A 23,943-nucleotide genomic window follows, 5' to 3' on the forward strand; every position below is an offset into this window, starting at 1 on the left:
TCCGAAAAATCCGGGACCCCCGCCGACCGCATAGAAATACGATATCCAGCATGAACATCCGCCGCGTTCGCTTCGATCACCCCGACGCCGTCAAGCTCAACGACGAGGTCCAAGCCGAGTACCACCTGCGCTACGGCGACGGGGGCGACGCCACGGCCCTGGCCGCCGAGGACTTCGATCCGCCCCGGGGCGTGTTCCTGATCGCCTACGACGAGCGGGACCGCCCGGTGGCCACCGGCGGCTGGCGCAGCCAGGACCGCAACGACGAGGGCAACGAGGACGGCGACGCCGAGCTGAAGCGCATGTTCGTGATCGAGCAGATGCGCGGCCGGGGCCTGGCGCGCCGCATCCTTGCGGCGCTGGAGGAGGACGCCCGGGCGGCCGGCCGGGTCCGGATGGTCCTGGAGACGGGCACCAAGCAGCCGGAGGCCATAGCGCTGTACACCTCCAGCGGCTACGAGCCGTGCCCCAAGTTCGGCTACTACCGCCACTACGAGGACAGCCTCTGCTACGCCAAGCGCCTGTGAACCGCGGCATCCCGGGCGGCGACGGGGGCGCCGCCCGGGACCCCGGAAACGACGAAGATCCCGTCGGTCGTGATGACCGACGGGATCTCATCGTGCAGTGGACCTGAGGGGATTTGAACCCCTGGCCCCCTCGATGCGAACGAGGTGCGCTACCGGACTGCGCCACAGGCCCTTGCAACGAGTGAAACTCTAGCATCCCGATCCGGGTGCTTGGAAATCCGTTCCCTGACTGGTCAGAGCGCGGGTGACCGGGGTCACTCGTTGGCGGCGCGGGGGCGGTCGCCGTCCTCGTACTGGTCGAACAGGGGGGTGCGGCCGCGCTCCCGTGCCCGGCGTGCCGCGGCGGGGCTGCCGCCGCGCGAGCGGGTCCGCTGCTGCGGGCGGCCCTCGCCGCGGGTGTCCGCCGGCCGGTCCGCCGCGGCCGGCTCCGGGCGCTCGCCCGTCCCGTCCTCCGGCGGACGACCCGCCTCCTGCTCCGGCAGGACCGCGCTGGACCGCGCCGAACTCCAGGTGCCGGGTGCCCCGAGGTCCACGTCGGAGGTGGCGCGGGGGGCGACGGGCGCGGTGACGTACGTCGGCAGGGGCACCGGCACCGGGTCCCAGCTCTCGCCGTGCCCGGGCCGCCGCTGCCGCTCGCGCTGCTGGTCGACCCACTCGGCATGGTCGGTCTGCTCCACCAGGGCGCGCCGGTCGGCGGCGAGCGCGGACAGCTCCGTGTCGTCCGTCTCCGGCTCCCGGCCCGCGTCCGGCTCCTCGGCGCCGGGCGCCTCCTCCTGCGGGCGCCGGCGGGGCTGGCGTTCGCGCAGGCGCTGGGCGGCGGCCTCGGCGCGGCGGCGGTCCATCTGGTAGGCGAAGCGGCGGCGCTCCTGGGCCCGCAGATAGGCGATGTAGGCGCTGAGCAGGACGGCCGGGACGCCGGGCGCCCACAGGAAGGCGAGCCCGCCGACGGCGGCGACGATCGCGCCGAGGGTGAAGCCGAAGAAGAGCATCACCGTGGTGCGCCGGCGGCGCGCGAGCACCTTGGAGCGCTGGGCGCGCGCGGCGGCCGCCTGCGCCGAGGGCACCGGCCGTGCCACCGGTTCCCGCTGCGGTGCGGGCACGGGGACGGGGTCGGGGGCCGGCGCGGGGGCCTGGTCGCGGGCCGGCTCGGCGCCCGCGGGCGCCTCCGGCTCGGCGTCCAGCCCGGGCTGACGGCGGGTCGGGGGAACGGCGAAGGCCCGGACGTCCACCGAATCGGTGACGGCGTCCGGGTCGACGGCGTCCGGCTCCCCCTCCTGGGCGGAGCGCGCCCGCAGGTCCCTGGCGTACCGGCGCTCCATGCCCGCCCGTCCGGAAAGCAGCCGGATGGCGGTGCTGAAGCGTTCCGTCGGACGGGCCTCGTTCAGCTCGTCCTGCCTACGGAGCCACATCGGCACCAAGTAGGCGGCCCAGGCCCCGACAATGACTGCGTAGATGAGGCCGCTGCTGCTCACGCCTCACACGGTAGAGGGGTTTGCGTGAGGCCATCCGCCAATTGGGCCGGTGTGTCGCACGATCTGGCTGATATTTCCAGCTTTTTTTACGACCGATGCGACCCGATTAATCGAACGTTTTTTCCCTTTATTGGCTCTCGGTGTGCTGGGCCCGCTGGGAGCGTGCCCGGTGCCACCGCGTGAGCAAACCGTCGGGGACCTCTTCCGCGGTGAGCGCGAAGACGAGATGGTCGCGCCAGGCCCCGTCGATGTGCAGATAGCGCGGCCGCAGACCCTCCTCGCGGAATCCGAGTTTCTCCACCACGCGCCGGCTCGGCCGGTTCTCGGGGCGGATGCAGACCTCGATGCGGTGCAGGCCGACGGTGCGGAAACAGTGGTCGACCGCGAGCGCGACCGCCGTCGGCACCACCCCGCGTCCGGCCACCGCCTCGTCCACCCAGTACCCGATGTGCCCCGAGCACATCGAGCCCCAGGTGATCCCGGCGACCGTCAACTGCCCGGCCAGCCGCCCCTCGTACTCGATGACGAACGGCAGCATCCGGCCCGCGCCGGCCTCGGAGCGCAGGTGCCGGACCATCTGGCGGTAGGTCGGCCGGTGCGCGACCGGGCCGCTCGGCGCGGGCGGCGGGATCGTCGCCTCCCAGGGCCGCAGCCAGTCGCGGTTGCGCCGGTTCACCTCGCGCCAGGCCCGCTGGTCGCGCAGCTTTATCGGCCGGAGGACGACCGCGCCGTCCGCCAGCTCGACGGGCCAGGAAGGGCTGTTCAGCTCGCACCCCCACTGCCGGGTCTCGGGTGGTCGCCGCCGCGGATCTGGTCGACGGCATGGGTCAGCAGCGGCTCCAGCACCGCGAGGCCGTCGCGCACCCCGCCGGCCGACCCGGGCAGGTTGACGATCAGCGTGCGGCCGGCCACGCCCGCCAGGCCCCGCGACAGCGCGGCGGTCGGCACCTTCTCCCGTCCGTGGGCGCGGATGGCCTCGGCGATGCCCGGCACCTCGCGGTCGAGCACCGCGCGGGTGGCCTCCGGGGTGCGGTCGGTGGGCGAGATGCCGGTGCCGCCGGTGGTGACGACGACGTCGTACCCGGCGTCCACGGCCGCGCGCAGGGCCTCCTCCACGGGGGCGCCGTCGGGGACCACCCGGGGGCCGTCCACGTCGAATCCGAGGCCGCGGAGGCCGTCGGCGACCAGCGGGCCGCCCTTGTCCGCGTAGACGCCCGCGGCGGCCCGGTTGGAGGCGGTGATCACCAGGGCGCGGTAGCTCATGCCCGGCTCCAGTCACCCGACTTGCCGCCCGTCTTCTCCTCCACGCGTACGTCCGTGATGACCGCTCCCTTGTCGACCGCCTTGACCATGTCGACCACGGTGAGCGCGGCGACCGTCACCGCGGTGAGGGCCTCCATCTCGACGCCCGTGCGGTCCGTGGTCTTCACGGTGGCCCGGATCTCCACGGCGTCGTCCGCGACCGACAGGTCCAGTGTCACACCGGACACCGACAGCGGATGGCACAGGGGGATCAGGTCCGGGGTCCGCTTGGCACCCATGATCCCGGCGATGCGCGCGGTGGCCAGGGCGTCGCCCTTGGGCATCCCCTCACCGCGCAGCAGCCCGACCACACGGGGCGAGACCAGGACCCGGCCGCTGGCACGGGCGGTGCGCGCGGTCACGTCCTTCCCGGATACGTCGACCATGCGGGCCGCACCCGCCTCGTCGATGTGCGTCAGCCGTTCCTGCGTACTCATGCTGTGGCGCTCCCGGTCCGGGCCCGCGCGGTGCGGAGCGCGGGCCTGCTGTGCGCGCAACGGTACCGCCAAGCCGGGCCGGGCAGCGGACCAGGATCGTCCTGTGGACACGGCAGGCGCGCGTGCGTCGCCGCGTGGGCGGGACGGGCGCGGGCGTGCCTCAGCCGAGCAGCACGACCTCCACCTCGCCGCCGGGTTCCACGGACTCCACGTCCTCGGGGACGACGATCAGCGCGTCGGCCCGGGCGAGCGCCGCGACCAGGTGGGAACCGGCCCCGCCCACGGGGGTCACCTCGCCGTCGGCGTACCGGCCGCGCAGGAACTGGCGGCGCCCCTTGGGCGAGCGCAGCGCCGCGTCCGCCTTCAGCGCGGCCCGGACGCGGGGCCGGTGCAGCTCGGTCAGGCCCATCAGGGCGCGGATGGCGGGGCGGACGAACAGTTCGAAGGAGACGTACGACGACACCGGGTTGCCGGGCAGCGCCAGCAGCGGGGTGTGGTCGGGGCCGATGGCGCCGAAGCCCTGCGGCTTGCCGGGCTGCATGGCGAGCTTGCGGAACTCCACCCCGCTGCCCGCCTCGTCCTCGTCACCGGCGTACGACAGCGCCTCCTTGACGACGTCGTAGGCCCCCACGCTGACCCCGCCCGTGGTCACCATCAGGTCGGCGCGGATCAGCTGGTCCTCGATGGTGGTGCGCAGGGTCTCGGCGTCGTCGGCGACGGCGCCCACCCGGTAGGCGATGGCGCCCGCGTCCCGCGCGGCGGCGGTGAGGGCGAAGCTGTTGGAGTCGTAGATCTGCCCGGGGGCCAGCCCCTCGCCGGGCTGGACGAGTTCGCTGCCGGTGGACAGCACGACCACGCGCGGGCGCGGGCGCACCCGGACCGTGCCGCGGCCGATCGCGGCGAGCAGCGCGAGCTGCGGCGGGCCGAGGATCGTCCCGGCCTCCAGGGCGAGTTCGCCGGCCCGCACGTCGCTGCCCTCGGCCCGCACGTGCGCGCGTGCCTCGACGGGCCGGTGGACGTGCACCTGGCCCTCGGCTCCCTCGGGGGCCAGGCTGCGCGCCCGCATGCCGCTCGCCGGGCCCTCGCCGAGCCCGCCGTCGGTCCACTCGACGGGGACCACGGCCTCGGCGCCGGGCGGCAGCGGCGCGCCGGTCATGATGCGCGCGGCCTGCCCGGAGCCGACCCGGACCGGATCGGCGGCGCCGGCCGCGACGTCCCCGACCACCTCCAGGGCGGCCGGGAACTCCTCGCTCGCGCCGGCGACGTCCGCGACCCGCACCGCGTACCCGTCCATGGAACTGTTGTCGAACGGCGGCAGGGACACCGGCACGGTGACGTTGTCGACCAGGACGCAGCCCTGGGCGTCGAGCAGTTGCAGCTCGATGGGTTCCAGGGGGCGGACGGTGGAGAGGATGTCCTCCAGGTGCTCGTCCACCGACCAGAGGTCGTCCGGGCCGGCGGGGCGGGTCGCGGCGCTGCTCAAGACTGCTGCATCTCCTCGGCTACGTAACTGCGGAGCCAGGTCCGGAAGTCCGGGCCCAGGTCCTCACGTTCGCATGCCAGTCTGACAATGGCACGCAGATAGTCGCCGCGGTCGCCGGTGTCGTAGCGGCGGCCCTTGAAGACGACGCCGTGCACCGGGCCGCCGACCTTCTCGTCCTGGGCGAGCTGCTGGAGGGCGTCGGTGAGCTGGATCTCGCCACCGCGGCCCGGCTCGGTCTCGCGCAGGATGCCGAAGATGTTCGGGTCGAGGACATAGCGGCCGATGATCGCGTAGCGGGACGGGGCGTCCGCCGGGTCCGGCTTCTCCACCAGTCCCGTCACCTTCACCACGTCACCGTCGGCGGTGGCCTCCACCGCGGCGCAGCCGTAGAGGTGGATCTGCTCGGGGGCGACCTCCATGAGGGCGACCACGGAGCCGCCGTGCCGCTCCTGCACCTCGATCATGCGGCGCAGCAGCGGGTCCCGGGGGTCGATCAGGTCGTCGCCGAGGAGGACGGCGAAGGGTTCGTTGCCGACGTGCGGGGCGGCGCACAGCACGGCGTGCCCGAGGCCCCTGGGGTCGCCCTGGCGGACGTAGTGCATGGTGGCCAGGTCGCTGGACTCCTGCACCTTGGCGAGCCGTTCGGCGTCGCCCTTCTTCTCCAGCGCGGATTCCAGCTCGTAGTTGCGGTCGAAGTGGTCCTCCAGAGGACGCTTGTTGCGCCCGGTGACCATGAGGACGTCGTCGAGCCCCGCCGACACGGCCTCTTCGACCACATACTGGATCGCCGGCTTGTCGACGACGGGCAGCATCTCCTTCGGAGTGGCCTTCGTGGCCGGCAGGAACCGGGTACCGAGGCCGGCCGCGGGAATGACAGCCTTGCTGATCCTGGACTGGGACTGAGTCATGCTCGCCACAATATCCGGTGCCTTTGTGCGGAATCTGTGGCTCCGCCGACTTACCCCACATATGACCTGCATGATGAAGGGTGCGGTGAACGACCAGTGGAACAGCACGGATCCGCGGGCGATTCTGGCAAGCGCACATTGCGACGGGAATTCCTCGGGGTGAGGAACAGGTTGCCGGCGGACGACATCGGCGAGGCGGGCCGCGCGCTCGCCGAGCGCGCCCTGGAACTGCCCGAGCTGGCCGCGGGGCGGACGGTGGCGGCGTACGTCTCGGTGGGCGCCGAACCGGCCACGCTCCCGCTGCTGGAGGCGCTGCGCGCACGGGGGGTGCGGGTGCTGCTCCCCGCGCTGCTGCCCGACAACGACCTGGACTGGGGCGAGTACACCGGCCCCGACTCCCTCCAACGCGTCCGGCACGGCGGGAAGATGGCGCTTTTCGAACCCTCCGGGGCGCGTCTGGGCCCGGACGCGGTGACGGCCGCCGACGTCGTCCTGCTGCCCGGTCTCGCGGTGGACGCGCAGGGGATGCGCCTGGGGCGCGGAGGCGGCTCCTACGACCGGGTGCTGGCCCGCCTGGAGCGCGCGGGCGCGCAGCCCCGGCTCGTGGTGCTGCTCTACGACACGGAGGTCGTCGCGCGCGTCCCGGCCGAGGCCCACGACCGGCCGGTGCACGCGGTGGTGACGCCGTCGGGCGTGCGCCGCTTCCCGGCCCCCTGACCCGGAAGCCTCCCCCCCGACGGAGAACGGCCCTCCACGCGCGCGTGGAGGGCCGTTCTCAGCGGGGCGCCGTGCGGATCACGGCTTGAGGACGAGGGTGTCGCTCGTGTTCTTCCCGACCGCCTTGTCGGTGAACGACCAGGGCAGCAGCTCGCCGTCGGCCCACTTGCCGGTCTGGTCGGTGTAGTGCGCGCTGAACGCGTGCCCCGAGGCGCCGGCCAGGTTGATCCACTTCGACTTGTCCAGGTCGGCGAGGTTGACGACCATCCGCATGGACGGCACCCAGATCACGTCGTAGCCGCCGGCCGCGTTCCAGCCGGTCGCGTTCACCGCGGCCTCGCCGCCGCTGAGCTTCCAGGGGCCGCGGTTCAGCAGGTACTGCACGGCCTTGGGGCCCTCGGTGCCGAGCGTCTGGTTCTTCAGGAACAGCCGGTGCAGGCGGCCCCAGCTCCAGGTGTCGATGTCCTTGCCGAGCTTGGCGGTCAGCTCCCAGCGGGCGTCGATCATGGCCCGGGCGAAGAGCTGGTCGCGGTTGGCCGCGGCGGGGCGGGTGCCCGACTTGGGCGCCTTCCACCAGTCGCTGTCCGGCTTGTCCAGCAGGTTGCGCACGACCTCGAACCAGCGGTCGCCGCCGTCCGGCTGCGCCTGGTCGGCGTCGCGCTCACCGCACTCGCGCACCTTGGTGTCGTCGTCCACCGGGCCGGTGCTGTCGATCTTGTCGACCCACAGGCACTGCCCCTTGGCGCGCAGCTCCTTGGGCATCTTGTTGCCGAAGGACAGCTTGAGGATGTTGCGCCAGACGGCGTTGAAGTAGGCCGCCGCCGCGGAGTCGGCGTCCTGGGTGTAGTCCCAGCCCTCCAGCAGCTTCTGCGCCTGGCGGACGTCCGCGTCGGCCAGGTTGATCTTCAGCAGCCTGGGCACCAGGAGCTTGGCGATCTCGCTGCTGTTGTCCAGCTGCATCTGCCGCATGTCGTCGGTGGAGATCTTGCCGCCGCCCTTGATCTTGGACTCGATCAGGTCGGTGATGCGCTGGCTGCGGGTGCCGTAGCCCCAGTCGGCGGTCAGCGTGTACGGGTACTCGTCCGGGTCGACCACGGCCTGGTTGGCGGTGACGATGTAGCCGCGGTCGGGGTCGTACTCGTAGGGCAGTTCGTCCTGCTCGATGAAGCCCGTCCAGCGGTACTCCGGGTCCCAGCCCGGCACCGGCAGGGCGCCGGTGTCCTTGTCGGAGCGGGTGGGGATCCTGCCGGGCAGCGTGTAACCGATGTGGTTGTCCGTGCTGGCGTAGACCAGGTTCTGCGAGGGCACGTCGAACAGGGCCGCCGCCTCGCGGAAGTCGCTCCAGTCATCGGCCTTGTCGAGCGCGAACACGGCGTCCATGGTGGTGCCCGCATCGAGCGCGGTCCAGCGCAGGGCGATGCCGTAGCCGTCGCCGCGGTCGGGGGCGGCGGCGTTCACGGTGGCCTTCTTGCCGACCTGGACGAGTTCGTCGTCACGGTCGGACAGCAGCGGCATCCCGTCCTGGGTCTGGCGGACCACGATCGTCTTGGCCTTGCCGCCGGCGACCTTGATCGTCTCCTCGCGGGTCTTGAACGGCTTGACCTTGCCGTCGTAGAGGTAGCCGTTCGCGCTGACCTTCTCCAGGTAGAGGTCGGTGACGTCGACACCGGAGTTGGTCAGGCCCCAGGCGATCTTCGCGTTGTGGCCGATGACCACACCGGGCATGCCGGCGAAGGTGTAACCCGAGACGTCGTACCGGCACTTGTCGGAGACGGTCCGGCAGTGCAGGCCCATCTGGTACCAGACGGAGGGCAGGGACGCCGACAGGTGCGGGTCGTTGGCGAGCAGCGGCTTGCCGGTGATGGTGTACTTCCCGGCCACCACCCAGGAGTTGGAGCCGATGCCCTGGCCGTTCACGCCGACGGCCGTGGGCAGGCCGTCCAGGACCTCGGTGAGGCCCCCCAGCTGGCCGCTGAGCGTGGATCCGCCGCCGGTGGCGGTGGAGGAGCCGGCCGTGCCCGCCGTGCCCTGGGAGGAGCCGGTGAGGCCGCCCGCGGTCCCGGTCGTACCCGTCGTGCCGGTGGTGCCGGTGGTTCCCGTCGTGCCGGTGGTACCGGTGGTGCCGGTCGTACCGGTGGTTCCCGTCGTACCGGTCGTGCCCGTGCCGCCCGTCGTGCCCGTGCCGCCCGTGGCGCCGCTCTGGCGGAAGGCCTGGGTCAGCTCGTCGTACTGGCCCTCCTGCACGATCGGCTTGTTGCGGCCGGCCGGGTAGGCCGGGTACAGGTCCTGGATCTGCTGCGGGCCGAGGCGGCTGGTCATCAGGGCGCGGTCGATCTCGTCGCGCATGTTGCCGCGCAGGTCCCAGGCCATCGCCTTCAGCCACGAGACGGAGTCGACCGGGGTCCACTTCTGCGGCGCGTAGTCGTTGGTGAAGCCGAGGGCCGCGTACTCCAGGGAGACGTCCTTGCCGCTCTTGCCCTGGAGGTAGGCGTTGACGCCCTTGGAGTAGGCCTGGAGGTACTTCTTCGTGGCCGCCGACAGCTTGGTGTCGTACTCCTTCTCCGCGATCCGGTCCCAGCCGAGGGTGCGCAGGAACTCGTCGTTCTTCACCTGGCTCTTGCCGAACATCTCCGACAGGCGCCCGGAGGTCATGTGCCGGCGCACGTCCATCTCGTAGAACCGGTCCTGCGCCTGGACGTAGCCCTGGGCCATGAACAGGTCCTCGTCGGAGGAGGCGTAGATCTGCGGGATGCCGTAACCGTCCCGCTTCACGTCGACCGGCCCGGACAGGCCGTCGAGCCGGAGCGTGCCGGAGGTCTGCGGGAAGGAGGCGCGGACGGTGCTGATCGTCCAGTAGGCGCCGTAGGCGATGCCTCCGATGACGGCCAGGACCAGCACCAGCACGATCAGTCGGGCTTTGCGCCCCTTCTTCCTGCCGGACTTGACGGACGTGGCACCCGTGGTGGCGGTGTCACCCGTTGTGGCGGTGGTGTTGGGGGGCATCGCTGTCCTTGCTGTCCTAACGCGAGCGGCAGGTCGGGCTGTGACTTTGAATGAGCGCTGGAGCAACCATAGGCGCAGGGCCCCGTCCCGCTTGACGCGGAGTCGGGAACCAGCGCGCACGAGCGTTCGATCTTGCCCTGCCGATCGTCAAGAAAGCGTCAAGAGTTAGGTAAGGTAACGAAGTAACCGGGGGTCTCCGGACCGGCCCCCGGACCGCCCAGGAGGAGGAACGCCCGCTGACTGTTCACCACCTCAACCAGCTCCTGCTCATCTGCTCCGTCGTCCTGCTCGTCGCCGTCGCGGCCGTCCGGATCTCCTCCCGCAGCGGGCTCCCCAGCCTGCTCGTCTACCTCGGCATCGGCGTCCTCATGGGCCAGGACGGCATCGGCCACATCCACTTCGACAGCGCGGAAGTGACCCAGGTCATGGGCTACGCGGCCCTCGTCGTGATCCTGGCCGAGGGCGGCCTCGGCACGAAGTGGAAGGAGGTCCGCCCGGTCCTGTCGTCCGCCTCCGTGCTGGCGACGGCGGGGGTCGCGATCAGCGTGGGCGTCACCGCGGCGGGCGCGCACTACCTGGTGGGGCTCGAGTGGCGGCAGGCGCTCATCATCGGCGCGGTGGTGTCCTCGACGGACGCGGCGGCGGTCTTCTCGGTGCTGCGCAGGATCCCCCTGCCCGCGCGCGTGACGGGCACGCTGGAGGCGGAGTCCGGCTTCAACGACGCCCCGGTGGTCATCCTGGTCGTCGCGTTCTCCACGGCCGGCCCGGTCGAGCACTGGTACGTGCTGCTCGGCGAGATCGTCCTGGAACTGGCCATCGGCGCCGCCCTGGGGATCGCCGTCGGCTGGTTCGGCTCCTGGGGGCTCAGGCACGTGGCGCTGCCGGCGTCCGGCCTCTACCCGATCGCCGTGCTCGCGATCGCCGTCACCGCCTACGCCGCCGGCGCCCTGGCCCACGGCAGCGGCTTCCTCGCCGTCTACCTGGCCTCGATGATGCTCGGCAACGCGCGCCTGCCGCACTGGCCCGCCACCCGCGGCTTCGCCGAGGGGCTCGGCTGGATCGCCCAGATCGGCATGTTCGTCGTCCTCGGCCTGCTGGTCACCCCGCACGAGCTGGGCGACGACATCTGGCCGGCCGTGATCATCGGGCTGGTCCTGACCATGGTCGCCCGCCCGCTGAGCGTGGTGGGCAGCCTGGCGCCGTTCCGGGTGCCGTGGCGGGAGCAGGCCCTGATGTCGTGGGCCGGGCTGCGCGGCGCGGTGCCGATCATCCTGGCCACCATTCCCATGGTGAACGGCGTGGACACCAGCCGCCGCATCTTCAACATCGTCTTCGTCCTGGTCGTCGTCTACACCCTCCTCCAGGGGCCGACCCTGCCCTGGCTGGCGCGGCTGCTGCGGCTGGGCGAGCAGGGCGAGGCCTCGGACCTCGGCATCGAGTCGGCGCCCCTGGAGCGGCTGCGCGGGCACCTGCTGTCCGTCACCGTCCCCGAGGGCTCGCGGATGCACGGCGTGGAGGTCAGCGAGCTGCGGTTGCCGCCCGGTGCGGCCGTCACGCTGGTCGTCCGCGAAGGAGAATCGTTTGTGCCGCTGCCCACGACGGTGCTGCGGCGCGGCGACGAGCTGCTGGTCGTCGCGACCGACCCGGTCCGTGACGCGGCGGAACGGCGGCTGCGCGCGGTCGCCCACGGCGGCAAGCTGGCGGGCTGGCTGGGGACGAACGGCTCGCGCTGAAGGCGCGCCTCCCGCGCCCTCCCACCGTGAAATCCCAGGTGGCCGCCCGGATGGTGGTCGTTTTCACAGTCGCGCAAGCAGTGATCCCTGTACGATTGGGGCGCACCCTGATCGAACCAACTCTGCCTGACGCAGAGCTGGCGCGACCGTATGGCGGCCGGGTCGCGCCCACCCGCGGTGGGCACCGGCATCTACCGCAGTCCGCGCAAGAGGACAGCTCTCGGCGCCCGGCCCGCACGGGGCCCGCGCGCTACCAGGCGGCAGAAAGGCACGGGCCGTGGGATCCACGGTCACCACCGAACCGGAGAAGACCTCGCCGGCGTCCTCCCGCCCCGGATACGGACAGCTGCTGCGCACCCGTGGCGCCTGGACGTTCCTGCTCCCCGGCTTCGCGGCACGCCAGCCGTTCGCGATGCTCACGATCTCCATCGTGCTGCTCGTCCAGCACACCACCGGCTCCTACGGCGCCGCCGGCGCCGCCGCCGCGGCCACCGGCGTCTCCATGGCGCTGTTCGCGCCCTACAGCGGCCGCCTGGCCGACCGCTACGGCCAGCGGGCGGTGCTGGTCCCCGGCGTGCTGGTGCACACCGTCTCCGGCCTGTCCCTGACCGCCCTCGCCCTGGCGCACGCCCCGCTGTGGGCGCTGTTCCTCGCGGCCGTGCCGACCGGCGCCTCGGTGCCGCAGGTCGGTCCCATGGTGCGGGCGCGCTGGGGGGTGAAGCTCCAGGGCTCGCCCCTGATGACCACCGCGGCGGCCTTCGAGTCGGTCACGGACGAGCTGACGTTCGTCTTCGGCCCCCTGCTGGCGACCGCGCTGTGCACCGCCGTGACACCGTCCGCCGGCCTGATCACGGAGGGCGCCCTGACCCTCGTGGGCGGCCTCCTCTTCGCCGCCCGGAAGAGCACCCAGCCGTCGGTCGCCGCCAAGGGCCACGCGCGCGTGGAGCACGCCTCCGCCCTGCGCGTCCCGGGCGTGCGCGTGCTCATCGCCACCTTCCTGGGCATCGGGTCGGTCTTCGGCGGCATGCAGGTCTCGCTCGCGGCCTACACGGAGTCGATCGGCGAGCCCGGCATGAACGGCGTCCTGTACGGCGTCTTCGCCGCCGGGAACATGCTCTCCGGCATCGTCTGCGGCGCGATCGCCTGGAAGGCCGCGCCGCAGAAGCGGCTGCTGATCGGTTACACGGCGCTCGCCGTGGCGGCGTCCGCCCTGTGGACGGCGCACTCCGTGCCGCTGCTCGCCGCGCTCGGCCTGCTGGTCGGCATGTGCATCGCCCCGTCCCTGATCACCGGCTACACCCTCGTCGAGGGCCTGGTCCCGGCCGGCGCCCGCACCGAGGCCTTCACCTGGCTGACCGGCGCGGTCGCGCTCGGGCAGGCCGCCGCCGTCACGGTCGCGGGCCAGCTGGAGGACCGGCTGTGGGACGGCGCCGGATTCCTGGTGCCGATGGGCGGCACCGTGCTCGCGCTGATCACCCTCCTGGCCCTGCGTTCGCGCCTGGTCGCGCCCCCGCGGAACCGCGCCGTCGCACGTGGCGTCGGTCACCGCGCGCCGGTAACGGTGGACTGATCCCCGGGAATACGTCACTATGGACCGTCGTTAGCACTCATTGAGTGAGAGTGCCAGGAGGAAGACAGTGCCGACCTACCAGTACCAGTGCACCGAGTGCGGCGAGGGCCTTGAGGCGGTGCAGAAGTTCACCGACGACGCCCTGACCGAGTGCCCCAGCTGCAAGGGGCGCCTGAAGAAGGTGTTCTCCGCGGTCGGCATCGTCTTCAAGGGCTCCGGGTTCTACCGCAACGACTCCCGCGGCTCCACGTCGAGCAGCAGCCCGGCGTCGAAGCCGGCCGGCTCGTCGTCCGACGCGAAGACGTCCTCGTCCTCTTCGACGTCGTCTTCGTCCTCTTCGACGTCGTCGTCCTCATCTTCGTCGAGCTCCACCAGCAGCTCCGCCGCCTGAGACTGCTCAGGCCCCTCCACCGTGACCCTGCCGTCGCCCGACGGCGGGGTCTTCGGCGTCCCGGAGCCGGGCCGGTTCCGGGGTCCGCGCACCGGCCGGATGCCCCGGCACCGGCTCCCCCGCGGTTCCCCGGCCCGCTAGTGTGCTGGTCATGGCGAACGCAGAGATCGGCGTAATCGGCGGCTCGGGGTTCTACTCCTTCCTGGACGACGTGACCGAGATCCGGGTGGACACCCCCTACGGAGCGCCCAGCGACTCCCTCTTCCTCGGCGAGGTCGCCGGCCGGCGGGTCGCCTTCCTGCCCCGCCACGGGCGCGGCCACCACCTGCCGCCGCACCGCATCAACTACCGCGCCAACCTCTGGGCGCTGCGCTCGGTCGGCGTCCGCCAGGTCCTCGGCCCGTGCGCGGTGGGCGGACTGCGCCCCGAGTACGGCCCGGGCACCCTGCTGGTCCCCGACCAGTTCGTGGACCGTACGAAGACCAGGGCGCAGACCTACTTCGACGGGCTGCCGCTGCCCGACGGCACCGTGCCCAACGTCGTCCACGTGTCCATGGCCGACCCCTACTGCCCCACCGGGCGGGCCGTCGCGCTGAAGGCCGCCCGGGGCCGGGACTGGGAGCCGGTGGACGGCGGCACGCTGGTCGTGGTCGAGGGCCCGCGCTTCTCGACCCGCGCCGAGTCGTCGTGGCACCAGGCCCAGGGCTGGTCGGTGGTGGGCATGACCGGCCACCCCGAGGCGGCGCTCGCCCGGGAACTGGAGCTGTGCTACACCTCGCTGACCCTGGTCACCGACCTCGACGCGGGCGCCGAGACCGGCGAGGGGGTCTCCCACGAGGAGGTCCTGCGGGTCTTCTCCGCCAATGTCGACCGGCTGCGCGGCGTCCTGTTCGACGCGGTGGCGGCCCTCCCCGAGCCCGGCGACCGCGACTGCCTGTGCGTGAACGCCCTCGGCGGGATGGACCCGGGGTTCGCGCTGCCGTAGCGGCCGGGGCGGTGGCGGGGAGCGTACGGCCGGGCGGGCGGGACGAGTGGGCGTGATGGTCGTCGTCGGCGGTCGGCCGGGGGCCGGCGCGGCCGGGCCGGTCTGAGCGACGGAGCCCGCCTCGGCGGCCGGCCTGGTGTGACGAGGGCTGTGGCGGGGCCGGGCCGGGCCCGGCCGGAGGCGGAATCTCTCGTTCGGGTGGGCGAGTTATCCACAATCCGTTCGTCGTCCACCGGGCCCGGCGGGATCCGGCGGCAGCCGTCATCGTGGCAGCGCAAGCCGGAATCCCTCGTCGCAGGCGGTGCCCCCATGCCCTTCCCCTCGTCCGTACCCCCGCCCTCCCCGGCCCCGACCCGCCGTTCTCCGTACCCGCATCCGCATCCGCACCCGTCCGCCCGCTCCTCCTCCCCACCCCCCTTCCGGCTGCCGCGCCCGCTGGGCACGGACGTCCCGGCGACCTGCGAGGTCCCGCCGTTCGACCCGGTGCGGGTGCGCGGCGGGCGGTACCGGCTGCACCGGCTGGTACGGCACCGCGGGCGGGTCCTGGCCGTCGGCCTCGCGGTGACCGCGGCGGCGCTGGTGGCCGCGGGCCCCCGCACCGGTCCGGAACCGCCCGGCGCGCAGCGGCCCCGAGGACACCCGGTCACCGGCCCCCTGCGCCCGCACCCGGCGCCCGAGCTGGTGACGGCCCCGGTGCGGATCGCCGACGCGGCCGCGGTGCGGCTGCTCAGGCCCGGCGACCGCGTCGACGTCATCGCGGCGCAGGACGCGTCCGCGGACGGCGCCCGGGTGCTCGCGCGTGGGGTCAGGGTGACGGCGGTGCCGGAGCCCCCGGCCGGCACCGCCGAGAGCGGGGCGCTGGTCGTCCTGTCGGTGCCCCGGGCCGCGGCCGCCCGGCTGGTCGGCGCGAGCGCCACCGCGCGCCTGGCGGTGACGCTGTGCTGAACCACGTTGTACGACCGGCCGCCGACTTGCTGTCAAGTGCCTCGTTCGAGTTACCGGGGTGGACACCGGGGCCGTCCCCTGCCGTAGGTTGCGGAGCGTTTTGTTCCACACCCTGTGCACATGAGGAGAGTCCCCGAGGTGAGCGCGAAGAAGGAACCGAGCGTCTGGCAGGGCTTCAAGGCCTTCCTGATGCGCGGCAACGTCGTCGATCTGGCAGTCGCGGTGGTCATCGGCGCGGCCTTCACCAACATCGTCAACTCGGTGGTGAAGGGAGTCATCAACCCGCTGGTCGGAGCCATCGGCACGCAGAACCTCGACCACTACAGCTCGTGTCTGAAGGCCCCGTGCAAGGTGGGCGCCGACGGCACGGTGCAGAGCGGCGTGCCGATCATGTGGGGTTCGGTGCTGGGCGCCACGCTCACCTTCGTGATCACCGCGGCGGTGGTGTACTTCCTGATGGTCCTGCCCATGGCGAAGTACCTGGCCCGGCAGGCGCACCGGAAGGCGGCGCGCGAGGGCACCAAGGAGATCGTGGAGGTGAGCGAGCTGGAGGTGCTCAAGGAGATCCGCGACGCCCTGGTCGCCCAGCGCGGCGCGGGCCACGACGAGCGCTAGCGGCACTCACGCGACCCGCTCCGGAGCGGTGGTGCGGTGCTCAGAGGTGGTGGGGCGGCTTCTCGTCGAGGAAGCGCTTGAGGTCGGCGGCGCCGTCGCCGTCGGCGCGCTCGCCCCACCCCCGGTCGGTGTCGTCCGAGGACTGCTGGTCCAGCGGGTCGTCGAAGACCAGCGCGGGCTTCGGGGCGCGCGGCTCGGGTTCGGGGGCGGTGCTCATGCCTCCAGGGTACGCATCCCGTGCGGGCGGCCCCGCGGGGTGCTGTGCTGGGAATCATGACGCCCAGTTCCGCATCCGCACCCGCTCCCTCGGGCACGCCCCGGCCCCCGGGGCCCCTGCGCCGGCTCACGGCGCGCGGGCCCCACGAGGCGCACCGCGTCACCTCCCCGCTGGAGCTGTTCTTCGACCTCTGCTTCGTCGTGGCGGTCGCGCAGGCGGGCGGGCAGCTGGTGCACGCCGTCGCGGAGGGGCGTCCGGGCACCGGGATCCTGTACTACGCGATGGCGTTCTACGCGATCTGGTGGGCCTGGATGAACTTCACCTGGTTCGCCTCGGCCTACGACAACGACGACGTGCTCTACCGGATCGTCACCCTGGTCCAGATCTCGGGTGTGCTGGTCCTGGCGGCCGGGATCTCGCAGGCGTTCGCGCACCACGACTTCCTGCTGGTCTGGCTCGGCTATGTGATCATGCGGCTGGCGATGGTCTGGCAGTGGCTGAGAGCCGCGCGCTGGGCCGGCGGCGCGGAGCGGACCACGGCCCTGCGGTACGCGGGCGGAGTGCTGCTGTGCCAGGTGGGCTGGCTTGGGCTGGTGCTGCTGCCGGAACCGGCGCGGCCCTGGGTGTTCCTGGTGATGGCGGTCGCGGAACTGTGCGTGCCGCTGTACGCCGAGCGGGCGCGGCGGACCTCCTGGCATCCGCACCACATCGCCGAACGGTACGGCCTGTTCACGATCATCGTGCTCGGCGAGACGATCGCCGCGGCCACGGTCGCGGTGAAGTCGGCCGCGGCCGGGCACCACGCGCCGTCCGAGCTGCTGCCCATCGCGGCGGGCGGTCTGCTGATCGTCTTCTCCGCGTGGTGGATCTACTTCGTGGTCCCCATCCACGGCCATCTGCGCTCCAGCAAGCGGGCCTTCGTCTGGGGCTACGGCCACTATCCGGTGTTCGCCTCGGCGGCGGCCATCGGCGCGGGGCTGGAGGTGGCCGTGGAGCAGGCGGCCGGCACGGCGCACGTCTCCGCGCTGTCCGCCTCGGCCGCGGTCACCCTGCCGACGGCGCTGTACCTGCTGACGGTGTGGGCGCTGCACGCGCGCCACTTCAAGGTGGGCCTCGCCCAGCAACTGGTGCTGCCGGTCGCGGCCCTGCTGGTGATCTGCTGCACGTTCCTCGGCGACTGGGCGGTGCTCGCGGCAGGGCTGGTGTCCGCGGCCGCGGTGACGACCGGGGTGGTGCTGACGGCGCGCCGGGAAGCCCGGGCCCACCGGGGGGGGCCGCCTCCCCGGCCGGCTGAGCCCCGCGGCGGGGGCGCTCGGCCAGACTGGCCCCATGACAGCTGACGCATTGACGGATGTCGCCGGGCTGCGGGTGGGACACGCCACCCGGGCCGGCGGCGGCTGGCTCACCGGCACCACGGTGGTCCTCGCGCCCGAGGGCGGCGCCGTCGCCGCCGTGGACGTGCGCGGCGGTGGCCCCGGCACCAAGGAGACCGACGCGCTCGACCCGCGCAACGTGGTCCAGAAGGTCGACGCCGTGGTGCTGACCGGAGGCAGCGCGTACGGGCTCGACGCGGCGTCCGGGGTGATGGCCTGGCTGGAGGAGCGCGGCCGCGGGGTGCGGGTGGGGCCGGACCCGGCGCAGGTGGTGCCGGTGGTGCCCGCCGCGTGCGTCTTCGACCTGGGGCGCGGCGGGGACTTCCGGGCCCGTCCGGACGCGGCGACGGGCCGGGCGGCGGTGGAGGCCGCGGCGGCGGGCACGCCGGGCGCGCGGGTGCCCGAGGGCTGCGTGGGCGCCGGCACCGGCGCCGTCTGCGGACGGCTCAAGGGCGGGGTGGGCACCGCGAGCACCGTGCTCGGCTCGGGGGTCACGGTGGCCGCGCTGGTGGTCGCCAACGCGGCGGGGGCGGTGCTGGATCCGGAGACGGGGGTGCTGTACGGGGAGCTGTTCCAGGGGCGGGTGGCCTATCCGGAGGCGGGGGTGCACGAGGCCGCGGTCCGCCGGCTGGCCGAGGCCGCCGCGGGCAACGCGCCGCCGCCGCTCAACACGACGCTGGCGGTGGTCGCGACGGACGCCGCGCTGACCAAGGCGCAGGCGCAGAAGCTGGCGGGCACGGCGCACGACGGGATCGCGCGGGCGGTGCGGCCGGTGCACCTCCTGCACGACGGGGACACGGTGTTCGCGCTGGCGACCGGCGCCCAGCCCCTGGAAGCGCACCCGCTGGCGCTGAACGACATCCTGGCGGCCGGCGCCGACCTGGTGACGCGGGCGATCGTACGGGCGGTGCGGGCGGCCGCGTCGGTCGAGGGGCCGGGCGGAGTGTGGCCGTCGTACGCGGAGTTGTACGGGCAGGGGTAGCGCGCGGGGTCGGATTGTCGCGGTTCTGTCACGTGATGGCGTTGGCGGGGTGCCGGCGGGAACCTTCCCCGGCGCCCACGCCCTCTTCCCTCACGACCGGAACGGATCCCGCACATCACACGAACCTGGAGCAGCCCGTGACAACGCCGGACATTGCAGCGCGGCGCGCACTGGGGGCCTGTGCCGCCCTGATGGTCGGCGCCCTCACCCTGACCGCCTGTGGCGGCGACGCCAACGCCAAGAGCGGCGACAAGGGCGGCAGCGACTCCCCGAAGACGTCGACGGCGAAGATCGCCATATCCGCCAAGGACGGTTCGACCGGGGCGTCCATCAACGCCACCGGCGTGAAGGTCAGCGACGGCAGGCTGACCGAGGTGAAGATGACCGTGGCCGGCTCGGGGCAGGCCGTGCCGGGGGCGATATCGGCGGACGGCCACAGCTGGAAGCCGGAGCAGCGGCTGGAGCGCGGGACGAAGTACGAGATCAACGCGACCGCGAAGGACACCGACGGCCGCACGGCGGCGGCGAACTCCATCTTCACCACCGTCACCTCGTCGAACAGCTTCATCGGCACCTACACGCCGGACAACGGCGCGACGGTCGGGGTGGGCATGCCGGTGTCGTTCACCTTCGACAAGTCGATCACCGACAAGAAGGCCGTGCAGTCGCACATCACGGTCAACACCAGCAGCGGCCAGCAGGTGGCCGGCCACTGGTTCGGGGACCGGCGGCTGGACTTCCGGCCGCAGGAGTACTGGAAGGCCGGCTCCAAGGTCACGATGAACATCGACCTGGACGGCGTCCAGGGCGCGCAGGGCGTCTACGGCGTGCAGAAGAAGACCGTCTCGTTCACCGTCGGGCGGTCGCAGGTCTCCACGGTCGACGTCCACACGCAGACGATGACGGTCGTGCGGGACGGACAGACCCTCAAGTCGGTGCCGATATCGGCGGGCAGCCCGCAGCACACCACGTACAACGGGCAGATGGTGATCTCGGAGAAGTTCACGCAGACCCGCATGAACGGCTCGACGGTCGGCTTCGGCGGCGAGTACGACATACCGGACGTGCCGCACGCGATGCGGCTGACGACGTCCGGGACGTTCATCCACGGCAACTACTGGTACAACAAGGGCAACCCGCCGTTCGGCCGGGAGGGCACCAGCCACGGCTGCGTCGGCCTCGCGGACGTGCAGGGGGCGCAGGGCGACACGTCGGCCAAGTGGTTCTACGACAACTCGCTCATCGGGGACGTCGTGATCGTGAAGAACTCCCCCGACACCACGGTCTCGCCCGACAACGGCCTCAACGGCTGGAACATGCCGTGGAGCGCCTGGACCGCGGGAAGTGCCGTCTGACCGGCGGTTTTTGACTCGGTCGCGGGCCGCGCGGGAACTCTTCGCGCGGCCCGCGCGTTTTCCCGGCGTACGTTTTCTCGGTTCCCGGACATGATGTCCGGCCGAGGGGCTACGGTATGCACCCACAAGGTGACATGCAGCAACGCCGGGAGAAGCCTTGAGCGTTCCGTACGAGACCGCAGCGTACGAACCAGCCGAGTCGCCCGAGTCTCCGGAGGAGCATCTCGCGCGACTCCTCGGCCGTGCCCTGAACTCCTTCGAGTTGCCGGACGAGGTGATACGGCGCCTGGACTGCGCGCTGGCGCACGACAGTTCGCTGCACTCCGCCTACCACAGCTCGGGGCTGCGCCGGGAGACGTACCGGCACACCTGGCTGCTCGCGGACGGCTCGGCGGTCACGCTGTGGGAGCTGGTGCACAACTCCACGCCGGGCGGCGCGCCGGAGCACGAGGTGTATCCGGACGAGGAGGAACTGCAGACCGCGGCGGCCCGGCTCGGGCTGCCGCCGGACACGCGGGAGGCGGAGCTGCCCGCGCTGACGCGGCTGCGGGCGGTCCCCGAGCCCCGGCACGTGTTCGTCGCCGACGACTCGGCGGACCACGCGCGCCGGCTGCTGCGCCGCGCGGAGAACCCCGACCGCCCCGGCCCCGAGACGGCGGCGCTGCTGGCGACGGCGACCGCGCACGAGATCACCCAGGCGTTCGGCCGGCCGGGCCGCGCCGGACGCACGGGCCTGAGCTACGCGCTGTACGAACACGCCTTCCTGCTGCCCGACGGCACCGAGTTCTCCCTCTGGGAGGTGGAGCACACGGCGACGCCCGACGGGCGGCACATGTGCGAGGTGTACATGTCGGAGGAGGCGGCCCGGGAGGCGATGGAGCGGCGCGCGGCCCGCCGGGGATGACGCGGACGGCCGCGTTCCGCCGGAGGCGGCGGGCCGGCCGGCTCTGCCGGGGTCAGCCGTTGGCGAGGTGCCGTACCAGGCCCGCGAACGCGTCCTGCTCGGCGGGGGTCAGCTCCACGGACTCCCGCGGCGGCCCGACCCGGCTCTGACGCGGCAGGGCCGGGAGCGGCACGGTGCGGCGCCGGGCGCCCGCCGTGCCGGCCCGCAGGCCCGCGCGGCGCAGCAGGCGCAGCAGGACGCAGGCCCACACGACGGCCGCCAGCGCGAGGACGGTCACGCCGATCAGCTGGAGGGTCGGGGCGTGCTCAGGCATGCGTCCCAGTACACACCACGGTCCGGGACTTCGGCCCCGGACCGTGATGTATCTCGCAGGTGCGCCGTGAACAACTCACAGCGGCCCAAAGGGACAAGACGCCCTGAAGGACGGCGCGGGGAGGGGCGGGGCGGTCAGGCCGCCACGGGCTGCCCGGTCCCCTCCGGCGTCCCGGCCGGGTGCGCGGCCGGACCGGTGGGCCCGGGGGCCTGCTTGCGCATCCCCTTGAGGAGGATCACCAGGGCCGTGGTGACGCACACCCCGGCCGCGACCGCCACCAGGTACAGCAGCGGGTTGCCGATCAGCGGGACCACGAAGACGCCGCCGTGCGGGGCGCGCAGGGTGGCGCCGAAGGCCATCGACAGGGCACCGGTGAGCGCGCCGCCCGCCATGGCGGACGGGATGACCCGCAGCGGGTCGGCCGCCGCGAACGGGATCGCGCCCTCGGAGATGAAGGAGGCGCCGAGCACCCAGGCGGCCTTGCCGTTCTCGCGTTCGGCCGCGGTGAACAGCCCGCCGCGCACGGTGGTGGCCAGGGCCATCGCCAGCGGCGGCACCATGCCGGCCGCCATCACCGCCGCCATGATCTCCATGGCCGAGTCGCCGGGATCGGAGACGGCGATGCCGGCGGTGGCGAAGGCGTAGGCGACCTTGTTGACCGGGCCGCCCAGGTCGAAGCACATCATCAGGCCGAGCAGGGCGCCGAGCAGGACGGCGTTGGTGCCGGTGAGCCCGCTCAGCCAGTCGGTGAGGGCCTGCTGCGCCGAGGCGATCGGTTTGCCGATGACGACGAGCATCAGGAAGCCGGTGAGCGCGGAGGAGAGCAGCGGGATCACCACCACGGGCATGATGCCGCGCAGCACCGGCGGGATCCGCACCCGCTGGATGGCCATCACCACGCCACCGGCGATCAGGCCGGCCGCCAGGCCGCCGAGGAAGCCCGCGTCGATGTCCAGGGCTATGGCGCCGCCCACGAAGCCGGGGACGAGACCGGGCCGGTCGGCCATGCCGTAGGCGATGTAGCCGGCCAGGACCGGGATGAGGAACTTGAAGGCGACGCCGCCGATCTGGAAGAGCAGCGCGCCCCAGCTGTCGGCCTGCGTCCAGGCGAAGTGGTCCGTGACCGAGGGCGCCTTGTCGATCTGCCAGCCGCCGATCGCGAAGCCCAGGGCGAGGAGCAGACCGCCGGCGGCGACGAACGGGACCATGTAGCTGATGCCGGTCATCAGCCACGTGCGGAGCCTGGTGCCGTAGCCCTCGGTGGCGTCGCCCGCCCGCTCGACCGGCGTGCCCGCCGGAGCGTGCGCCGGGGTGCTCACCTCGCCGCGCGCCGCCTTCTCCCGGACCTCGGCGAGGAGTTCGGCGGGGCGGTTGATGCCCGCCTTCACGCCCACGTCGACGGTCGGTTTGCCCGCGAAGCGGTCCTTTTCGCGTACGGGGACGTCGTGCGCGAGGATCACGCCGTCGGCCGCCGCGATCACCGCCGGGTCCAGCCGGGCGAAACCGGCCGACCCCTGCGTCTCGACGACCACCTCGACGCCCGCCTCGCGGCCCGCGTTCTCCAGGGACTCGGCGGCCATGTAGGTGTGGGCGATCCCGGTGGGACAGGAGGTGACGGCGACGACCCGGAAGGGCCGTTCACCGGGGGCGGGGGCGGTAGCGGCGGAGGCGGGCGCGTCGCCGCCGGCCTCGCCCGTACGGGCCGCGCGGCCCGGGGGGGGGGGGGGGGGGGGGGGGGGGAGGGGGGGAGAGGGGGGGGGGGGGGGGGGGGGGGGGGGGGGGGGGGGGAGGTGGGGGGGGGGGGGGGAGGGAGGGGGGAGGGGGGGGGGGGGGGTGGGGGGGGGGGGGAGGGGGGGGGGGGGGGGGGGGGGGGGGGGGGGGAGGAGAGGGGGGGGGGGGGGCGCCCCCCCCCCCCCCCCCCCCCCCCCCACCCCGTGGCACCGCTCAGCTCCAGACGTTGCCCTGGTTCTGGCCGCGCGCCCCCTGCTGGCCCATGCCGAACTGGGCGGCGAGGCCCTGCCCGATCACGGCGTTCTGCGGCGGCAGCAGCTCGCTGGGCTGCACGAGCACGAAACCGGAGCCCATGAAGCTCAGCTCCCAGCCCTCGCCGGTGCTGCCGCGCCGGCGCCACACGCCGGAGGAGTGCGTCTGGGCCTGCATCTGCACCCGCAGCCCGGTGGACCAGGCGACGATCGCGTCGGCGTCACAGTTGACGTACTTGTCCGGCGTGACCTGCATCAGCAGCGGGCCGCCCGAGGTCATCAGGGCCACCTTGCCGCGCCCGGTGATGTTCAGCTGGTACTTCCCGGAGCCGGAGATGCCGTAGAGGCTGTCGACGGCGACGACCTCGTGGTGCAGCGAGGAGTCCATGGCGAGGACGTAGGAGCCGTCGACGGTCAGCCCGTCCTGCTCGATGTCCATGATGTGCACGTGCTGGGCGAGGTTGGCGAGGTAGACCGTGCCCTGGCCGTGGCAGCGCATCAGGTCCAGGCCCTCGCCGGTGTGCGCACGCGCGCGTGACTGCCGGCCGGCCTGGTACTCGGCGTCGAACTCGACCATGCCCTGGTAGGCGACCATGGTGCCCTTGCGGGCGAGGAGGTCGTCGTGGCCCTCCAGGGTGATCCGGAGCAGCTGCGCGTTCTGCAGGCTCCAGCGCTCCGGGGTCTGGAGGTCGTTGTGCGCGAAAAGCGGGCTCTGCATGGTGTCTGGCT

General features: G+C 73.0%; 22 protein-coding genes, 1 tRNA gene and 1 pseudogene. 12 read left to right on the forward strand and 12 right to left on the reverse strand.

All coding sequences use genetic code 11. The annotated features are described in order from the left end of the window. Positions 1 to 50 precede the first annotated feature (50 nt). Positions 51 to 527 (forward strand): GNAT family N-acetyltransferase, encoded by a 477-nt coding sequence (locus ACZ63H_RS24815; RefSeq protein WP_469868475.1) that lies wholly within the window; start codon positions 51 to 53, stop codon positions 525 to 527. Between the two features lie 98 nt (positions 528 to 625). Here the strand turns inward: ACZ63H_RS24815 and ACZ63H_RS24820 are convergent. The 7 genes from ACZ63H_RS24820 to galU all read right to left on the reverse strand — a co-directional run bounded on the left by ACZ63H_RS24820 (position 626) and on the right by galU (position 6,129). Continuing rightward, positions 626 to 699: transfer RNA gene (locus ACZ63H_RS24820), tRNA-Ala, on the reverse strand. 82 nt (positions 700 to 781) lie between these two features. Next, the gene (sepX, locus tag ACZ63H_RS24825; RefSeq protein WP_469868477.1) at positions 782 to 1,999 is read right to left on the reverse strand and encodes a divisome protein SepX/GlpR; all 1,218 of its coding nucleotides are present in this window, start codon (positions 1,997 to 1,999) and stop codon (positions 782 to 784) included. Between the two features lie 127 nt (positions 2,000 to 2,126). Continuing rightward, complete coding sequence (locus tag ACZ63H_RS24830; RefSeq protein WP_469868521.1) at positions 2,127 to 2,765, reverse strand: GNAT family N-acetyltransferase; 639 nt, start codon at positions 2,763 to 2,765, stop codon at positions 2,127 to 2,129. Continuing rightward, positions 2,762 to 3,262 (reverse strand): MogA/MoaB family molybdenum cofactor biosynthesis protein, encoded by a 501-nt coding sequence (locus ACZ63H_RS24835; RefSeq protein WP_469868479.1) that lies wholly within the window; start codon positions 3,260 to 3,262, stop codon positions 2,762 to 2,764. The genes ACZ63H_RS24830 and ACZ63H_RS24835 overlap by 4 nt, the downstream gene beginning before the upstream one ends. After that, positions 3,259 to 3,738 (reverse strand): cyclic pyranopterin monophosphate synthase MoaC, encoded by a 480-nt coding sequence (moaC, locus tag ACZ63H_RS24840; protein ID WP_181795966.1) that lies wholly within the window; start codon positions 3,736 to 3,738, stop codon positions 3,259 to 3,261. Before moaC ends, ACZ63H_RS24835 begins: the two co-directional genes overlap by 4 nt. Positions 3,739 to 3,898: 160 nt before the next feature. Further along, complete coding sequence (glp, locus tag ACZ63H_RS24845; protein WP_469868481.1) at positions 3,899 to 5,221, reverse strand: molybdotransferase-like divisome protein Glp; 1,323 nt, start codon at positions 5,219 to 5,221, stop codon at positions 3,899 to 3,901. Beyond that, complete coding sequence (galU, locus tag ACZ63H_RS24850) at positions 5,218 to 6,129, reverse strand: UTP--glucose-1-phosphate uridylyltransferase GalU (RefSeq protein ID WP_469868483.1); 912 nt, start codon at positions 6,127 to 6,129, stop codon at positions 5,218 to 5,220. Before galU ends, glp begins: the two co-directional genes overlap by 4 nt. 159 nt (positions 6,130 to 6,288) lie before the next feature. Between galU and ACZ63H_RS24855 the strand changes: the two genes are divergently transcribed. After that, positions 6,289 to 6,846 (forward strand): 5-formyltetrahydrofolate cyclo-ligase, encoded by a 558-nt coding sequence (locus ACZ63H_RS24855; protein ID WP_469868485.1) that lies wholly within the window; start codon positions 6,289 to 6,291, stop codon positions 6,844 to 6,846. 78 nt (positions 6,847 to 6,924) lie between these two features. Here the strand turns inward: ACZ63H_RS24855 and ACZ63H_RS24860 are convergent, their stop codons facing one another. Then, positions 6,925 to 9,849: a penicillin acylase family protein gene (locus ACZ63H_RS24860; RefSeq protein ID WP_469868487.1), complete on the reverse strand. Its 2,925-nt coding sequence runs from the start codon at positions 9,847 to 9,849 to the stop codon at positions 6,925 to 6,927. 236 nt (positions 9,850 to 10,085) lie between these two features. Here ACZ63H_RS24860 and ACZ63H_RS24865 point away from each other — a divergent pair, with 236 nt between their 5' ends. The 6 genes from ACZ63H_RS24865 to mscL all read left to right on the forward strand — a co-directional run bounded on the left by ACZ63H_RS24865 (position 10,086) and on the right by mscL (position 16,088). Then, positions 10,086 to 11,582, forward strand: coding sequence for a potassium/proton antiporter (locus ACZ63H_RS24865; protein ID WP_469868523.1), 1,497 nt, complete (start codon positions 10,086 to 10,088; stop codon positions 11,580 to 11,582). 277 nt (positions 11,583 to 11,859) lie between these two features. Beyond that, positions 11,860 to 13,152: an MFS transporter gene (locus tag ACZ63H_RS24870; protein WP_469868489.1), complete on the forward strand. Its 1,293-nt coding sequence runs from the start codon at positions 11,860 to 11,862 to the stop codon at positions 13,150 to 13,152. 67 nt (positions 13,153 to 13,219) lie between these two features. Continuing rightward, entirely contained in the window at positions 13,220 to 13,543 is a 324-nt protein-coding gene (locus ACZ63H_RS24875; RefSeq protein ID WP_469868491.1) for an FmdB family zinc ribbon protein, read from the forward strand. A gap of 151 nt (positions 13,544 to 13,694) precedes the next feature. Further along, complete coding sequence (locus tag ACZ63H_RS24880) at positions 13,695 to 14,528, forward strand: S-methyl-5'-thioadenosine phosphorylase (protein ID WP_469868493.1); 834 nt, start codon at positions 13,695 to 13,697, stop codon at positions 14,526 to 14,528. 309 nt (positions 14,529 to 14,837) lie between these two features. Then, positions 14,838 to 15,473 (forward strand): hypothetical protein, encoded by a 636-nt coding sequence (locus ACZ63H_RS24885; RefSeq protein ID WP_469868495.1) that lies wholly within the window; start codon positions 14,838 to 14,840, stop codon positions 15,471 to 15,473. A gap of 120 nt (positions 15,474 to 15,593) precedes the next feature. Then, the gene (gene mscL / locus ACZ63H_RS24890) at positions 15,594 to 16,088 is read left to right on the forward strand and encodes a large conductance mechanosensitive channel protein MscL (RefSeq protein WP_469868497.1); all 495 of its coding nucleotides are present in this window, start codon (positions 15,594 to 15,596) and stop codon (positions 16,086 to 16,088) included. 40 nt (positions 16,089 to 16,128) lie between these two features. Here mscL and ACZ63H_RS24895 read toward each other — a convergent pair whose 3' ends face one another. After that, positions 16,129 to 16,305, reverse strand: coding sequence for a hypothetical protein (locus ACZ63H_RS24895; protein ID WP_467934358.1), 177 nt, complete (start codon positions 16,303 to 16,305; stop codon positions 16,129 to 16,131). 56 nt (positions 16,306 to 16,361) lie between these two features. Between ACZ63H_RS24895 and ACZ63H_RS24900 the strand changes: the two genes are divergently transcribed. The 4 genes from ACZ63H_RS24900 (at position 16,362) to ACZ63H_RS24915 (ending at position 20,919) form a co-directional block, all read left to right on the forward strand. Next, positions 16,362 to 17,645: a low temperature requirement protein A gene (locus ACZ63H_RS24900; RefSeq protein WP_469868499.1), complete on the forward strand. Its 1,284-nt coding sequence runs from the start codon at positions 16,362 to 16,364 to the stop codon at positions 17,643 to 17,645. Beyond that, on the forward strand, positions 17,635 to 18,660 hold the full coding sequence (locus tag ACZ63H_RS24905; protein ID WP_469868501.1) for a P1 family peptidase: 1,026 nt from the start codon (positions 17,635 to 17,637) through the stop codon (positions 18,658 to 18,660). Before ACZ63H_RS24900 ends, ACZ63H_RS24905 begins: the two co-directional genes overlap by 11 nt. A gap of 137 nt (positions 18,661 to 18,797) precedes the next feature. Next, on the forward strand, positions 18,798 to 20,015 hold the full coding sequence (locus tag ACZ63H_RS24910) for a L,D-transpeptidase (protein ID WP_469868503.1): 1,218 nt from the start codon (positions 18,798 to 18,800) through the stop codon (positions 20,013 to 20,015). A gap of 157 nt (positions 20,016 to 20,172) precedes the next feature. After that, positions 20,173 to 20,919 (forward strand): DUF6227 family protein, encoded by a 747-nt coding sequence (locus ACZ63H_RS24915; RefSeq protein ID WP_469868505.1) that lies wholly within the window; start codon positions 20,173 to 20,175, stop codon positions 20,917 to 20,919. Positions 20,920 to 20,971: 52 nt separating this feature from the next. Here the strand turns inward: ACZ63H_RS24915 and ACZ63H_RS24920 are convergent, their stop codons facing one another. From ACZ63H_RS24920 to ACZ63H_RS24930, 3 genes and pseudogenes are all read right to left on the reverse strand, one after another. Beyond that, positions 20,972 to 21,232 (reverse strand): hypothetical protein, encoded by a 261-nt coding sequence (locus tag ACZ63H_RS24920; protein ID WP_467934364.1) that lies wholly within the window; start codon positions 21,230 to 21,232, stop codon positions 20,972 to 20,974. A gap of 134 nt (positions 21,233 to 21,366) precedes the next feature. Beyond that, positions 21,367 to 22,947, reverse strand: a pseudogene (locus ACZ63H_RS24925) (PTS fructose transporter subunit IIC); the annotation flags it as partial. A gap of 229 nt (positions 22,948 to 23,176) precedes the next feature. After that, the gene (locus ACZ63H_RS24930) at positions 23,177 to 23,932 is read right to left on the reverse strand and encodes an AIM24 family protein (RefSeq protein ID WP_469868507.1); all 756 of its coding nucleotides are present in this window, start codon (positions 23,930 to 23,932) and stop codon (positions 23,177 to 23,179) included. Positions 23,933 to 23,943 lie beyond the last annotated feature (11 nt).

The sequence above is a fragment of the Streptomyces sp. NPDC104831 genome, assembly GCF_055583025.1.

Excerpts from the sequence above, each read along its gene's own strand:
- ACZ63H_RS24880 (WP_469868493.1), top strand. The coding sequence starts at position 13,695 with ATGGCGAACGCAGAGATCGGCGTAATCGGCGGCTCGGGGTTCTACTCC.
- ACZ63H_RS24860 (WP_469868487.1), bottom strand. The coding sequence starts at position 9,849 with ATGCCCCCCAACACCACCGCCACAACGGGTGACACCGCCACCACGGGT.
- galU (WP_469868483.1), bottom strand. The coding sequence starts at position 6,129 with ATGACTCAGTCCCAGTCCAGGATCAGCAAGGCTGTCATTCCCGCGGCC.
- ACZ63H_RS24815 (WP_469868475.1), top strand. The coding sequence starts at position 51 with ATGAACATCCGCCGCGTTCGCTTCGATCACCCCGACGCCGTCAAGCTC.
- ACZ63H_RS24930 (WP_469868507.1), bottom strand. The coding sequence starts at position 23,932 with ATGCAGAGCCCGCTTTTCGCGCACAACGACCTCCAGACCCCGGAGCGC.
- ACZ63H_RS24920 (WP_467934364.1), bottom strand. The coding sequence starts at position 21,232 with ATGCCTGAGCACGCCCCGACCCTCCAGCTGATCGGCGTGACCGTCCTC.
- ACZ63H_RS24900 (WP_469868499.1), top strand. The coding sequence starts at position 16,362 with ATGACGCCCAGTTCCGCATCCGCACCCGCTCCCTCGGGCACGCCCCGG.
- ACZ63H_RS24895 (WP_467934358.1), bottom strand. The coding sequence starts at position 16,305 with ATGAGCACCGCCCCCGAACCCGAGCCGCGCGCCCCGAAGCCCGCGCTG.
- ACZ63H_RS24905 (WP_469868501.1), top strand. The coding sequence starts at position 17,635 with ATGACAGCTGACGCATTGACGGATGTCGCCGGGCTGCGGGTGGGACAC.
- mscL (WP_469868497.1), top strand. The coding sequence starts at position 15,594 with ATGAGGAGAGTCCCCGAGGTGAGCGCGAAGAAGGAACCGAGCGTCTGG.
- moaC (WP_181795966.1), bottom strand. The coding sequence starts at position 3,738 with ATGAGTACGCAGGAACGGCTGACGCACATCGACGAGGCGGGTGCGGCC.
- ACZ63H_RS24835 (WP_469868479.1), bottom strand. The coding sequence starts at position 3,262 with ATGAGCTACCGCGCCCTGGTGATCACCGCCTCCAACCGGGCCGCCGCG.
- ACZ63H_RS24885 (WP_469868495.1), top strand. The coding sequence starts at position 14,838 with ATGCCCTTCCCCTCGTCCGTACCCCCGCCCTCCCCGGCCCCGACCCGC.